Source organism: Bradyrhizobium liaoningense (assembly GCF_018130825.1).
GTDB lineage: Bacteria > Pseudomonadota > Alphaproteobacteria > Rhizobiales > Xanthobacteraceae > Bradyrhizobium > Bradyrhizobium liaoningense_B.
The window spans coordinates 77624-91021 of the sequence record NZ_JAFCJS010000008.1 but is presented as its reverse complement, the minus strand read 5'-3'; the positions used below and the strand labels follow the sequence as shown (position 1 = coordinate 91021).

Genomic DNA, 13398 nt, shown 5'->3' with positions numbered 1-13398 from the left:
CTCAGCGGTTGGCCGCTTCGTGGCGCAGGAAGTTTTCCGCGATCTTCTCGCCGGTCGTGATCCAGACATCCGGGCACGACTTTGCGTAGGTGAGAAACTCGCGCAACAGGCGCAGCCGCATCGGACGGCCGCTGCATTGCGGATGCAGCACCGTCGTCACCATCGCGCCCCAGTCGCGGACCTCATCCAGTTCGTCCTTCCAGATCGAGAGCACGTGCTCCTTGGGGAAGATCGAGCGCGGGCTGAAGCGGGCGGAGAGGCCGTGCATCCAGTCGTCATAGCTCGCAGTGACCGGCAGCTCGATCGTGCCGGGCTTGCCGTCGGCGAGGCGATGACGATAGGGCCTGACGTCGTCGCGGAACGAGGACGTGTAGACGATGCCGTGACGCACCAGCGCGACGCGCAGCTCCTCGGTGAATTCACCGTAAGGCGCGCGATATCCGGTCGGCTTGACGCCGAGCCGCCGCTTAAGCGCCTCGAAGCCGCGCTCCAGCTCCTCCTCGATCCAGGGATCGCCGGGATCGGGCAGGAGATGGTGATAGCCGTGATGACCGATCTCGTGGCCGGCCTTGAGGATGGATTCGGCCATCGCCGGATGCGCATCGACCGACCAGCCCGTGACGAAGAACGTCGCCTTGAGATCGAGCTGGTCGAGCAGCTCCAGCAGCTTCGGCGTGCCGACGCGCGCCTCGTAGCCGCCATAGCTCATGGTGATGAGCCGCTGCGCATGCACCGCGTCCTTGCTGGTCCAGGCGCTCTCCGCGTCCACGTCGAACGACAGGAACATCGCCGACTTGTACGGCTTCGGCCAGGGATATTCCGGCGCGGGATCCGCGGTGTTGGCTGGGGTGAGCGGGATGCTCTTGAGTGCCTTACTGTCCAGCATTGATGGTCGCCTTCTCTAGTCCGTTGTCGTTGAGTTTCCACTTGGCAAGCAGAGTCTTATAGGTGCCGTCGGCGATCAGCGCATCGACGGCTTCGAGAATGGCTTGCTGAAGTGCCTTTTCCTTGACCGGCAGGGCGATGCCCGTGAACTGCGTCGCGAAGGGATCACCGACCGGCGCATAGGTGCCGGGCTCGAGGTCCATCAGATAGGGTAGCGTCTCGTTGCCCTGCACGGCGGCGTCGATGCGGCCCTGCCTGAGCTGGTTACGCGCATCGGCCGAGCCGTCGGTACCGACGAACTGGATCGGATTGCTGCCGCAGTTCTTCTGGCTCCACTTTTCGATCTCGGCCGGGAACATGGTGCGTCGACTGGCGCCGACCTTCTTGCCGCAGAGCGCAGCCATGTCCTTGAACTCGGAAGCACGGGACTGCTGCACGAAGAATTTCGGGCCGCTGCGCAAGTAATCGACGAAGGAGGCAACCTCGTGCCGGCTTGCATAATCGGTGAAGCCGGACAGGATGGCATCCACTCGTCCCGTCGAAATCGACGGCATGAATTCGGCAAAGCTGGTCTCGGTCCATTCGATCTTGACGCCGAGCTTGCGGCCGATCGCCTCGCCGAGATCGATATCGAATCCGGACAGCGCGTTGGTGGCGGGATCGCGGAACTCCATCGGCGGATAGTTCGGCACCAGCGCCACCTTGAGGCTGCCGCGCTTGACGATGTCAGGCGGCAGCTCGATCGCCATCACCGATGCGTTCATGGCGCCCAGGAACGCCGCCGCAACCAAAAGCCTCTTCATCACCATACCCCCAATATCAGATCACAGCCGAAAGAAATGCCTTGGTGCGCTCCTCGCGCGGCGCGCCCAACACGTCCGAGGCGCGCCCCTGCTCGACGATCGCGCCCTGGTCCATGTAGACGACGCGGTCGGCGACCTCGCGCGCGAAGCCGAGCTCGTGCGTCACCACCATCATGGTCATGCCGCTTCGCGCCAGTTCCTTCATCACCGCAAGCACCTCACCGACGAGCTCGGGATCGAGCGCGCTGGTGGGCTCGTCGAACAGCATCAGCATCGGCTTCATGGCGAGCGCCCGCGCGATCGCCACGCGCTGCTGCTGGCCGCCGGAAAGCTGCGCCGGATAGGCGTCCGCTTTGGCCGCAAGTCCGACGCGACGGAGCAGCTCGAGTGCCTCGGCGCGCACCTCATCAGCTTTACGCCCCTGCACCTGGGTCGGGCCTTCCGTGATGTTCTCCAGCGCGGTCTTGTGCGGAAACAGGTTGAAGCGCTGGAACACCATGCCGGTCTTCAGCCGTTGCCGTCCGATCTCCCGCTCGCTCAGGCGATGGAGCTTGCCGCCCTGCTCGCGCACGCCCAAAAGCTCGCCGTCGAGCCAGATGCCGCCGGCATCGATCATGGCGAGCTGGTTGATGCAGCGGAGCAGCGTGGTCTTGCCCGAGCCGGAGGCGCCGATCAGGCACATCACCTCGCCGGGCCAGACGTCGAGCGAGACGTTCTTGAGAGCCTGGAACTCTCCAAAATTCTTGCTGACGGAGCGGATCGCGACGAGGGGTTTTGTCATCGCGCCAGCCGCAATGTGCCGCGTGCAAAACGGCGTTCGAGCAGCATCTGCAGCGGGGTCAGGATCGAGACCACGAGCAGGTACCAGAGCCCGGCGACGATCAGGAGCTCGATGACGCGGGAGTTGGCGTAGTAGATGTTTTCGGCGTTGTGCAGCAGCTCCGGATACTGGATGACGCTGGCGAGCGAGGTCGCCTTCACCATGCCGATGAACTCGTTGCCGAGCGGCGGGATCACCACCCGCATCGCCTGCGGCAGCACGATCCGGCGCAGCGCACGCAGCCGTCCCATGCCGATCGCCTGCGCCGCCTCATACTGCCCGATATCGACCGACAGCATGCCGGCGCGCATCACTTCGGAGGTGTAGGCGCCCTGGTTGATGCCGAGCCCGAGCAGTGCAGCGAGGAACGGCGTCATGACGTCGACGGCCCGCGCGCTCCACAGCCCGGGAATGCCGATGGTCGGAAACACCAGCGCCAGATTGAACCACAGCAGCAGTTGCAGGATCAGCGGCGTGCCGCGGAACAGCCAGGTGTAGCCGGCCGCCACCGACTTCAGCACCGGATTGGGCGACAGCCGCATGATCGCCACGACGATGCCGAGAAAGATGCCGAGCATCATCGCCAGCACCGCCATCACCATGGTGTTGACGATGCCTTCGAGGATGACCTTCACGGTCAGGAAGCGGCTGACATAGGACCACTCGATCTGGCCGTTCGCAAACGCGCGCACGATCGCCGCCAGCACGAGGACGATCAGGGCCGCGCTGATCCAGCGAAACCAGTGCGGCTCGCGCGCGATCCGCATGCCCGATAGATCGGGAAATCCCTCCGCGAGTGCCGGCGCCGGCCTCATTGCGGCGCCGCGTTCAGCATGGGCTGGGCCACCGCGTTGGCGCCCAGGCCCCATTTGTCGAGGATCGCCTTGTACGAGCCATCGGCGATCATCGCGGCAAGCTTCTCGGTCACGACCTCGCGCATGGCCGCATCATCCTTGCGGAACATGATCCCTTGATAGCCTTTCGCAAAGGCCTCGCCGACGATGCGGTATTTGCCGGGCTCCTGCGTCTGCGCATAAGGCAGCGTCTCGCTGCCTTGCACGGCAGCATCGATGCGGCCCTGCTTGAGCTGGTTGCGGACGTCGATCGAGTTCTCGCCCGGAACGTACTGGATCGCGGGCTTGCCGGCCGGCTCACAATTCTGCTTGCTCCACTTCTCGATCTCGACCGGGAAGCTGGTGCTGCGGGTGGTGCCGACCTTCTTGCCGCAGAGATCGGTCGCGTCCTTGGCCGCGTTGTCCGCCATCACGAAGAACTGCGGGCCGGTCGCGAGGTAGTCCACGAAATCGGCGGTCTCGCGCCGCGAGGCGCGGTCCGAGATGCCAGAGATGATGAAATCGGCGCGCTTGGTCTGGAGCGAAGGGATAAGTTCCGCAAACGGCGTCTCGCTCCACACGATCTTGAGGCCGCCGAGCCGCTTGGCGAGCTCGTTGGCCAGATCGATGTCGAGCCCGACCAGCTCGTTGGTCGCGGGATCGCGATATTCCATCGGCGCGTAGGTGGAGTTGACCGTGAGTTTTAGCGAGCCGGCCTGCTTGATCTCCGCCGGAAGCTCGGCGGCGCGCGCGGAGGTCACCGCAGCCAGCGCGGCAACAGCGAGAGAAAACGAGAGGCGTGTCATGTCAGCTCCTTTGCCCATGTCAGCTCCTTTGCCAGCGCCGTGCCACTTGCTCAGTCGGCGTCGAGAACGGCCGGCTCGATGACGCCGGCGCGTTCGGTGATGACCCTGTATTGCTCGGGCCGCCGGTGGGCGGCGAAGTTGAACATCTTGTCCTTGCCCTGGCGGCAGAGATCGAGATCGATGTCGGCCACGATCACCTCGTCGGCCAGCGTCTGCGCCTGTGCGACGATGCGGCCGTTGGGATCGACGATGCAGGAGCCGCCGATCAGGCCGGAGCCGTCCTCCTCGCCCGCCTTCGCCACCGAAATCGCCCAGGTCGCGTTCATGTAGGCGTTGGCCTGCGTCACCAGCGTCGAGTGGAAGGTGCGCAAGGCGCCGTCTTCCGTCGTGCCGCCATTGGGATCATAGGCCGCCGAATTGTAGCCGATGCAGACCAGCTCGACGCCCTGCAGGCCGAGCACGCGCCAGGATTCCGGCCAGCGGCGATCGTTGCAGATCATCATGCCCATGATGGCGTGAGCCCAGGCCGAGCCGGCGCGGAACGCCGGAAAGCCGAGGTCACCATATTCGAAATAGCGTTTCTCGAGCTGCTGGTAGCGCGCGCCTTCGCGAGGCTCGACCGAACCCGGCAGATGCACCTTGCGATAACGGCCGAGAATCTCGCCGTCGCGATCGACCAGGATGGCGCAATTGTAGCGGCGGCCGTCTGGCGTCAGCTCGGCATAGCCGACATAGAAGCCGACACGCAGCGCACGCGCGCGGTCGAACAGCTTGGCCACGGCCGGGTTCGGCATGCCGCGCTCGAAATAATGGTTGAGTTCGTCGCCCTCCAGCAGCCAGCGCGGGAAGAAAGTGGTGAAGGCGAGCTCGGGAAACACCACGAGGCTGGCGCCGCGGCCGGCGGCCTCCTCCAGCAATGCGAGCATCCGCGCCAGCGTATGCTCGCGCGAATCTGCTTTTTGCGTCGGCCCCATCTGGGCGGCGGCGGCGCGAAGGACACGAACCAAGATTGCCTCCAATCTGTGCGCAGTGCTGCCTCAATGGGCGAATGAACCCTTTGATGCGACGCGCAAATCCGCCGCCATTACGGAGAAGCGGGGCTGCAAAATCAATTCGTTCTGCTATGATGTTTTGGCCCAGAGTATAATCGGCAGTGATATGAACCTGCGCCAGCTCGAGATCCTCCGTGCCGTCATCCGCCACCGCACCACGGTGGCGGCGGCGGACGAGCTGGCGCTGTCGCAGCCCGCGGTCAGCAACGCCTTGAAGACGATGGAGGCGCAGGCGGGCTTTGCGCTGTTCGAGCGCGTCAACAACCGGTTGTTTCCGACCGCCGAAGCGATGGCGCTCTACAAGGAGAGCGAGGCGATCTTCGCGCTGCACGCAAAGCTCGAAAGCCGCGTGCGCGATCTGCGCGAGAACCGCTCCGGGCATCTCGCGATCGTCGCGACCCCGCCGCTCGCCTACAGCATCATTCCTTCCGCGCTGTCAGGCTTTTTGCGCCGCCGCCCCGAGACACGCGTGTTCTTCGACGTGCGGCGCTATGAGGGCATCATCGAGGGCGTGCTCAGCCGTGTCGCCGAGCTCGGCTTCGCACTCGGGCTGACGCATCATCCCGGCATCGCGCACGAGGTGGTGCACACCGGAGAGATGGTCTGCGTGTTGCCGCCGCAGCACCCGCTCGCAGGCAAGCCGGTGATCTCGGCCGCGGACCTGTCCGGCCTGCCCTTCATCGGGCTCGAGCGCGGCACGCGGCTTGGCGAAGCCGTGCGCGACAGTTTTGCCCGGGCCGGCGCGCCGTTCCAGCCGACCGTCGAAGTTCGCTACTGCAACACGGCCTGCGTGCTCGCCGCCGCCGGCGTCGGCGCCGCGGTGGTCGACCCGTTCTCGCCGCGGCAGAACGGCGGCAGCGGCCTCGTCGTCCGGCCGTTCACGCCGACGACCCACGCGGTCGCCTATATGCTGTGGTCGGAGGCCGAGCCGCTGTCGCGCCTCGCCAAGGCCTTTCTCAACGAAGTGCGCAAGGAAAGCGCGCTGCTGGAGCGCACAGCGCCACACCAGCAACATGGGGCAGAAAGCGACTGAGCTTCGCAACCTTTTTATCCGGGGGGGCACATGGCACGCATCACCATCATCGAGACCGGACAGGTCCCGCCAAAATATCGCGAGCAGCACGGCTCGTTTCCGGACATGTTCGAACGGATGATCCGCACCGAGGATCCGACGGCGACGGTCGAGGTCGTCAGCATCCCCAACGGCGATGCGCTTCCCGATCCCGGCAAGCTCGAAGCGGTGCTGATCACGGGCGCTGCCGCCGGCGTCTATGACGGGCTCGACTGGATCGCGCCGCTGGAGGACTTCGTCCGCAAGGCCTACACCAACAAGACACCGATGGTCGGCGTCTGCTTCGGCCATCAGCTGATCGCGCAGGCGCTCGGCGGCACCGTGCGCAAGTCCGAGAAGGGCTGGGGCATCGGCCGCCACGTCTATCAGGTGCTGCCGGAAAACGGCGTCGTCGACGGCGAAGCGGTCGCCATCGCCGCCTCGCATCAGGACCAGGTGATCGAGCCGCCGAACGATGCGCTGACGATCCTCTCCTCCGAGTTCACCCCGCATGCCGGCCTGCTCTATGCCAACGGCGCAACGCTGACCGTGCAGCCGCATCCGGAATTCGACGTAGAGTTCGCGCAAGTGTGCTGCGAGCTGCGCGACGGCAAGGCGCCGGAGGACGTCGTCGCCACGGCACGGGCGTCGCTGGTGCAGCCGATGGACAGCGCGAAGCTCGGCGGGGCGATCACGCGGTTTCTGGCGAGACGGTGACTTCACCTCGCCTCGCTTGCGGGGAGAGGTCGGATTGCGCTCGGTGATGCGAAGCATCGTCCGAAGCAATCCGGGTGAGGGGGACTCTCCGTGAGTCCGCCTGCCATCGAGTTTGCTGAGGCAGCCCCTCACCCCAACCCTCTCCCCGTAAGAACGGGGAGAGGGAGAGGAAGCAGTTCAAAACGGATCCGTCCCCAACCCCGGCACATCGGCCGGTCGCGGCCCGGGCGCTGCCCAGTGAAACCGGCGGTCCTTTTCCGCAATTGCGATGTCGTTGATCGACGCCTCGCGGCGTTTCATCAGGCCGTGCTCGTCGAACTCCCACTGCTCGTTGCCGTAGGAGCGGTACCACTGGCCGTTTGCATCGTGCCATTCGTACTGGAAGCGCACCGCGATGCGGTTGCCGTCGAAGGCCCAGAGATCCTTGATCAGGCGGTAGTCCTGCTCCTTCTCCCATTTACGGGTGAGGAAGGCGACGATGGCCTCGCGGCCCTGAAACACTTCGGAGCGATTACGCCAGCGGCTGTCCTCGGTATAGGCGAGCGAGACCCGCACCGGATCGCGTGAATTCCAGGCATCCTCGGCCATGCGGGCCTTCTGCGCGGCGGTCTCTCGGGTAAAGGGCGGAAGCGGCGGGCGCGACATGATGGCCTCATCGGTTGGCAGGAGCAGCAATCTACGCCGGCATTCCGCGGAGTCGAGTGGCCATCGCCTATCGAACGATCACGAAATCAGATCGGCCTTCATCAGCGTGCGGATCGATTTCGGGATCGGCTGGGCGCGGCCGCCGCTGATGAAGGCGACGCGCACCTCGGCCTTTACCAGCACGTCATCGCCGCGCCGCACTTCCTGCGCCAGCATGATCGAAGCGCCCTTCACCGCGATCGGCCACGTCACGACGTCAAGCACGTCGTCCATACGCGCGGGCTTGAGGAAGTCGAGGTGCATCGAGCGCACGACGAAGGCAAAGCCCGCGCCTTCCGTCTCCACCTGCTCGAACAGCGCCTGCTGCTCGGCGCCCATCAGCCGGAGATGATTGGTCCGGCCGCGCTCCATGTAGCGCAGATAATTGGCGTGATAGACGATGCCGGAAAAATCCGTGTCCTCGTAATAGACGCGGACCTGCATATGGTGGCGGCCGTCGCGGATCTCGCCGTCGAGATGGGCAGTCACGTCGCGAGCCTCTTCGCTTGTCGCTGTCGGCCCGTTTTGCGCAAAAACCGCGGTCCGTGCAAGCGTATTAGGACACAACCGGCGCGGCCCGCCCCAGCGTCACCTCAACGATCTCCGGCGGCACCCCGACGCGGACCGGCATGATGCTGCAGCCGAGGCCGCCAGAGATGATGACGTCGCATTTCAGCCTGACATGACCATAGGCAAGCCGCAGCCCCTGCTGCTTCGGAACGGCCGGCGACCAGCCGAGCAGGCGGACCTGGCCGCCATGGGTGTGGCCGGACAGTTGCAGCGCGACGCGTGCGGGCACGCGCGGTGCGATGTTGGGCTCGTGTGCGAGCAGGATGACGGGCGCATCGTCGGTGACCTTGGCGAGCGTTGCCGTGAGATCGTCGGCGCCGAAGCGCCCCGTGCTGCGGAAGCGCCGCGCCGGCAGGAAGGCGAGCTGATCGCCGAGCCCGGCGAGCCAGAAGGAGCGGCCGTCCTTGCTGAGGCGCACGGCGTCGTTCTCGTAGACGGGAATGCCGGCCGCCTCCAGCGCGCGGTGCGCGACCGTCGGTCCTTGCCCGGCCTGCTGCACGACCCTGTCGACCCAATAGTCGTGATTGCCCATGACGGCGTGAACGCCGAGCGGCGCTTTCAGGCCGGCGAGCACCCTCGCCCATTCGCTCGACGGAATGAAGCGCGTGACCTGGTGAAGGCCGGCGACATAATCGCCGAGCAGCACGATGAGGTCGGGCTTGAGCGCGTTGGTGCGATCGACGATGCCTTCTATGCGCTCCAGCGACATCCAGGGATCGCAGGCATGGATGTCGGCGATCGCGGCAATCTTCAGCGGAAAATCCGCGGGCCATTGCCGCGGGGTCGGATGATAGCGGGTGACACGGAGCCGCAGCATCGGTTCGACGCCGACGCCGTAGGCCGCGCTAGAGACGCCGAGGGCTGACAAGGCCCCGATGGACCGGATAAAACGACGCCGTGTGATCATGGAAGCCCGATGGTGATGCAGCTTCTTGATGCGGTCCGATTGGAGCGGAATTGGGGTGCGCTCGTGCAGACCGTCTGCATCTGCGTGCAGAAGCCTGCACAAAACTTACCAGCGGCTCTCGCCGACCAGTGCATCCAGCCGCGTCTTCAGCTCGTCGGACGCCCGATAGTACCAGACACCGCCGAGCAGGTCACGAAAACGTTGGTTGATCCGCGCCTCGTGCTCGATGCGGTCGATCGTGCCGGAGCTGATTACGTCCTCGAGAGGCCCCGCGGCCAGCAGTGCCAGCAGCACCGGATTGGACTCGATGTTCAGGATCTCCAGGATCAGGTCGATCATCCCATCGGGATCGTCCTCGCGCAGGTCGCGCTCGAAATCCATGATCGTGAACAGATTGTCATCCTGGTCGCGCTCGGATTTCGAATATTGCTCGACCCAGGCATGGGCGAGCTCTGTGACCGACATGCTGGCGCAATCGAGCGGCTCGCGCGGCGTGCGCTGCGCCAGATGGTCGGCCTGCCAGGCCTCGCTGTCGGCAATGCGCGCGATGCGGGGCATCAAGGGGTCGTCGGGATCACCATGCACGCCGCCGAGCAGCCAGCGCAGGCGGTCATTGTGCGCGGCTTCGCGCTCGATCCGTGCGATCACATCCGGGCCGTGCGCACAGAGCAGCGCCAGCAGGAACTTGTCGTTGAGCTGCATCACCGTCGGCTTGTCGGCCTCCGTCTTCAGCACTTCCAGCACGAGATCGAGTGCAGCCTGCGGCAGGCGATGCGGCAGATGGTCGAAATAGAGTTTGATGGCCCAGATGCTGCCGGCCTGGTCGCGCCGGCTGACGCGCTGGAGCGCGCACCACATCGACGCCAGCTCACTGACCGGCAGGGAATCGAGGAATGCCTCGGTCCTGTCGGGCGTGCGCAGCTCAGGCGCCGCCGCGACGGTCTCGAGCAATCCGGTCTTGTCCGCTGGCGCCATTCCTTCCCACTCCGATCCAACAGCGGCGATGCCGTTCGCCGCGCGTTCGGATTAGTGATCGAATGAAACCGGCGGGTTCATCGGCTGCGGCGATCAGTCGTCGCTCTCGTCTGTCCCGAACAGGCCGAACTGCGCCGCATCGCGATTGGGCTCGGCGAGGCCGAGATGGCGGAAGGCATGCGAGGTGAGGAGCCGGCCGCGCGGAGTGCGCTGGAGATAGCCGCACTGGATCAGATAGGGCTCGATGATGTCCTCGATCGCATCGCGCGGCTCGGAGAGCGCCGCGGCCATGGTCTCGACACCGACCGGGCCGCCGCCATAGTTGAGAGCGATGGTCGAGAGATAGCGGCGGTCCATGGCATCGAGACCCGCGGCGTCGACCTCGAGCGCGCTCAGCGCGTGATCGGCGATCTTGCGATCGATCGTGTCGGCATTCGCCGCCGAGGCAAAATCGCGCACCCGGCGCAGCAGGCGCCCGGCGATGCGCGGCGTGCCGCGGGCGCGGCGCGCGATCTCGTTGGCGCCATCCGCGCTCATGCCGACATTGAGCACGCGCGCGCCGCGGCTGACGATGCTCTCGAGCTCCTCGATGGTGTAGAAGTTGAGCCGCACCGGAATGCCGAAGCGGTCGCGCAAGGGATTGGTGAGCAGGCCTGCACGCGTGGTGGCGCCGACGAGGGTGAATTTCGACAGCTCGATCTTGACCGAGCGCGCCGCCGGACCCTCGCCGATGATGAGGTCGAGCTGAAAGTCCTCCATCGCGGGATAGAGCACCTCTTCCACTGCCGGGCTGAGGCGATGGATCTCGTCGATGAAGAGCACGTCGCGCTCTTCGAGATTGGTGAGGAGCGCTGCGAGATCGCCGGCCTTGGCGATCACCGGGCCCGAGGTGGCACGAAAGCCGACGCCGAGTTCTTTCGCCACGATCTGCGCCAGCGTGGTCTTGCCGAGGCCGGGGGGACCTACGAACAGCACGTGATCCAGCGCCTCGCCGCGCTTGCGCGCGGCCTCGATGAAGATCGACAGGTTCTTGCGGGCCTGCTGCTGGCCGACGAAGTCGGACAGCGATTGCGGGCGCAGCGCGGTATCGCCGACATCGTCGCTGCGGCGCTCGGGCGACACCATGCGGTTGGCCTTGGGATCGCTCACTTCGCCAGCTCCTTCAGGCCGAGGCGGATGAGCTGCGCCGTCTCGGCGCCTTCACCCGCACTGCGGGAGGCCGATGCAATCGCCGCAGCCGCCTGCGGCTGGCCGTAGCCGAGATTGACCAGCGCGGAGATCGCATCCGCCACCGGGCGCGGCGCGCGCTGGTCGTCGACGGCGCCGGCGAGATGCACGACGGCCGGATCGACATTGGCGAAGGCCGGCGCCTTGTCCTTCAATTCGGTGACGATGCGCTCGGCGACCTTGGGACCAACCCCGGGCGTGCGCGACACTGCGGCCTTGTCGCGTAGCGCAATGGCGTTGGCGAGATCGGAAGGCTGCAGCGTGCCGAGCACCGCGAGCGCGACCTTGGCACCGACGCCCTGCACGGTCTGGAGCAGGCGAAACCATTCGCGCTCCTGATCGGTGCGGAAGCCGAACAGTTTTATTTGATCCTCGCGGACATAGGTCTCGATCGACAGCACGGCGGCTTCGCCGGGCGAAGGCAGGTGCTGCAAGGTGCGTGACGAGCAATGCACCTGATAGCCGACGCCGCCGACGTCGAGGATGACGAAATCCTCGCCGTAGGTGTCGATCAGGCCCTTGAGCTTGCCGATCATAACCCCGCCACCTTCAGCCTGAGCGCCGTGCTCTGGCGGTGATGGGCGTGGGTGATGGCGATGGCGAGCGCGTCGGCAGCATCCGCGGACGGCGGCTCGGCTTTCGGCAGCAATATCTTCAGCATCATCGCGATCTGTTGCTTGTCGGCGTGGCCGGCACCGACCACCGTCTTCTTGACCTGGTTCGGCGCGTATTCAGCGACACCGATGCCGAACATTGCGGGCGCCAGCATGGCGACGCCGCGGGCCTGGCCGAGCTTCAGCGTCGCAACGCCGTCCTTGTTCACAAAGGTCTGCTCGACCGCGGCTTCCATCGGCTGGTGGCTGGACAGGACCGAAGCGAGCCCCTCGTGGATCGCGAGCAGCCTGCTCGACAGCGGCAGATCGTCCGGCGGCTCCACCGAGCCGCAGGCGACGTAGATCAGGCGATTGCCCTCGGCCTCGATCACGCCCCAGCCGGTGCGGCGCAGGCCGGGGTCGATGCCGATGATGCGAACGGGGCCGCGAATCGGAAGCGCAGTCATGGGCCAGTGATAGCGGCTGGCCGCGGCGGGGGAAACAGAAACAGAACGGAAGTAACAGGGGAAGTGAGGCGGGAGCTACCCACCACACGGCACGCCGTCATACCCCGCGAAAGCGGGGTATCCAGTACGCCGCAGCTTACCCGTATTTCCTCTGGCGTCTCTGGAATACTGGGTCGCCCGGTCAAGCCGGTCGACGACAGCGGAATTTGGAACTGACTGTCAGCCGCCCATCTTCGCAACAAGCGCGTCCGACACCTCGAAATTGGCGTAGACGTTCTGGACGTCGTCGTGCTCGTTGAGCAGGTCCATCAGCTTCAAGAGCTTCTCACCGGTCTCGTCATCGACCGCGACCGTGTTCTGCGGCTTCCAGATCAGCGCGGCCTTGCGCGGCTCGCCGAACTTGGCTTCCAGCGCCTTGGCGACGTCGCGATAGCTTTCGGTCGAGGCGTAGATCTCGTGGCCGCCTTCGCCGGAGACGACGTCGTCGGCGCCGGCCTCGATCGCGGCATCGAGCACCGCATCGTCATCGGCGACGCTGCGGTCGTATTCGATGATGCCGGTGCGGTCGAACATGAAGGAGACCGAGCCGGTTTCGCCGAGATTGCCGCCGGATTTGGTGAAGAAGGAGCGGATGTCGGAGGCGGCGCGGTTGCGGTTGTCGGTCAGCGCCTCGACGATGACGGCGACGCCGCCGGGGCCATAGCCCTCGTAGCGGATCTCGTCATAGTTCTCGCCGTCGCTGCCGAGCGCCTTCTTGATGGCGCGTTCGATATTGTCCTTCGGCATGTTCTCCTGGCGCGCGGCGATCACGGCGGCGCGCAGGCGGGGGTTCATGGCGGGGTCGGGCGTGCCCAGCTTGGCGGCGACGGTGATTTCCCGCGCCAGCTTGCCGAACAGTTTCGACTTCTGCGCATCCTGCCGCCCCTTGCGGTGCATGATGTTCTTGAATTGGGAATGTCCGGCCATGCGTGGTCTCTTGTGGAATAGTCAGCCAAAGGTGAGCGTGGG

At 65.5% G+C, this 13398-nt stretch carries 16 protein-coding genes; 2 read left to right on the top strand and 14 right to left on the bottom strand.

All coding sequences use genetic code 11. The features are described from left to right. Position 1: 1 nt before the first annotated feature. The 6 genes from JQ603_RS29680 to JQ603_RS29655 are packed head-to-tail and all read right to left on the bottom strand — an operon-like array spanning position 2 to position 5154. A complete protein-coding gene (locus JQ603_RS29680) occupies positions 2–886 on the bottom strand; it encodes a polysaccharide deacetylase family protein (protein WP_212344930.1) in 885 nt (294 codons plus the stop codon). Continuing rightward, positions 873–1688, bottom strand: a complete 816-nt coding sequence (locus JQ603_RS29675) for an ABC transporter substrate-binding protein (protein WP_212344929.1) — start codon at positions 1686–1688, stop codon at positions 873–875. Before JQ603_RS29675 ends, JQ603_RS29680 begins: the two co-directional genes overlap by 14 nt. Positions 1689–1704: 16 nt before the next feature. Continuing rightward, positions 1705–2469, bottom strand: coding sequence for an amino acid ABC transporter ATP-binding protein (locus JQ603_RS29670; RefSeq protein WP_212344927.1), 765 nt, complete (start codon positions 2467–2469; stop codon positions 1705–1707). After that, positions 2466–3323, bottom strand: a complete 858-nt coding sequence (locus JQ603_RS29665) for an amino acid ABC transporter permease (protein ID WP_212344925.1) — start codon at positions 3321–3323, stop codon at positions 2466–2468. The genes JQ603_RS29670 and JQ603_RS29665 overlap by 4 nt, the downstream gene beginning before the upstream one ends. Then, positions 3320–4147, bottom strand: coding sequence for an ABC transporter substrate-binding protein (locus JQ603_RS29660; protein WP_212344923.1), 828 nt, complete (start codon positions 4145–4147; stop codon positions 3320–3322). Before JQ603_RS29660 ends, JQ603_RS29665 begins: the two co-directional genes overlap by 4 nt. 50 nt (positions 4148–4197) lie before the next feature. Further along, positions 4198–5154: an N-carbamoyl-D-amino-acid hydrolase gene (locus JQ603_RS29655; protein ID WP_212344921.1), complete on the bottom strand. Its 957-nt coding sequence runs from the start codon at positions 5152–5154 to the stop codon at positions 4198–4200. A 151-nt stretch (positions 5155–5305) separates the two neighbouring features. Between JQ603_RS29655 and JQ603_RS29650 the strand changes: the two genes are divergently transcribed. After that, entirely contained in the window at positions 5306–6232 is a 927-nt protein-coding gene (locus tag JQ603_RS29650) for a LysR family transcriptional regulator (RefSeq protein ID WP_212344918.1), read from the top strand. A 30-nt stretch (positions 6233–6262) separates the two neighbouring features. Further along, a complete protein-coding gene (locus tag JQ603_RS29645; protein ID WP_212344893.1) occupies positions 6263–6967 on the top strand; it encodes a type 1 glutamine amidotransferase in 705 nt (234 codons plus the stop codon). Between the two features lie 177 nt (positions 6968–7144). On the opposite strand, the gene JQ603_RS29640 is transcribed toward JQ603_RS29645, so the two are convergent. The 8 genes from JQ603_RS29640 to JQ603_RS29605 all read right to left on the bottom strand — a co-directional run bounded on the left by JQ603_RS29640 (position 7145) and on the right by JQ603_RS29605 (position 13356). Further along, positions 7145–7612, bottom strand: a complete 468-nt coding sequence (locus JQ603_RS29640) for a DUF1348 family protein (RefSeq protein ID WP_212344890.1) — start codon at positions 7610–7612, stop codon at positions 7145–7147. Between the two features lie 78 nt (positions 7613–7690). Next, the gene (gene ybgC / locus JQ603_RS29635) at positions 7691–8140 is read right to left on the bottom strand and encodes a tol-pal system-associated acyl-CoA thioesterase (RefSeq protein WP_212344881.1); all 450 of its coding nucleotides are present in this window, start codon (positions 8138–8140) and stop codon (positions 7691–7693) included. A gap of 67 nt (positions 8141–8207) precedes the next feature. Continuing rightward, positions 8208–9128, bottom strand: a complete 921-nt coding sequence (locus tag JQ603_RS29630) for a metallophosphoesterase (protein WP_212344879.1) — start codon at positions 9126–9128, stop codon at positions 8208–8210. A 105-nt stretch (positions 9129–9233) separates the two neighbouring features. Further along, the gene (locus JQ603_RS29625; RefSeq protein WP_212344877.1) at positions 9234–10103 is read right to left on the bottom strand and encodes a DUF6869 domain-containing protein; all 870 of its coding nucleotides are present in this window, start codon (positions 10101–10103) and stop codon (positions 9234–9236) included. A 93-nt stretch (positions 10104–10196) separates the two neighbouring features. Further along, on the bottom strand, positions 10197–11252 hold the full coding sequence (gene ruvB, locus JQ603_RS29620) for a Holliday junction branch migration DNA helicase RuvB (protein WP_271582438.1): 1056 nt from the start codon (positions 11250–11252) through the stop codon (positions 10197–10199). After that, on the bottom strand, positions 11249–11866 hold the full coding sequence (ruvA, locus tag JQ603_RS29615) for a Holliday junction branch migration protein RuvA (RefSeq protein WP_212344874.1): 618 nt from the start codon (positions 11864–11866) through the stop codon (positions 11249–11251). The genes ruvB and ruvA overlap by 4 nt, the downstream gene beginning before the upstream one ends. Next, positions 11863–12390: a crossover junction endodeoxyribonuclease RuvC gene (gene ruvC / locus JQ603_RS29610; RefSeq protein WP_212344872.1), complete on the bottom strand. Its 528-nt coding sequence runs from the start codon at positions 12388–12390 to the stop codon at positions 11863–11865. The genes ruvA and ruvC overlap by 4 nt, the downstream gene beginning before the upstream one ends. Before the next feature lie 219 nt (positions 12391–12609). After that, complete coding sequence (locus tag JQ603_RS29605) at positions 12610–13356, bottom strand: YebC/PmpR family DNA-binding transcriptional regulator (protein ID WP_018646706.1); 747 nt, start codon at positions 13354–13356, stop codon at positions 12610–12612. Positions 13357–13398: the final 42 nt, after the last annotated feature.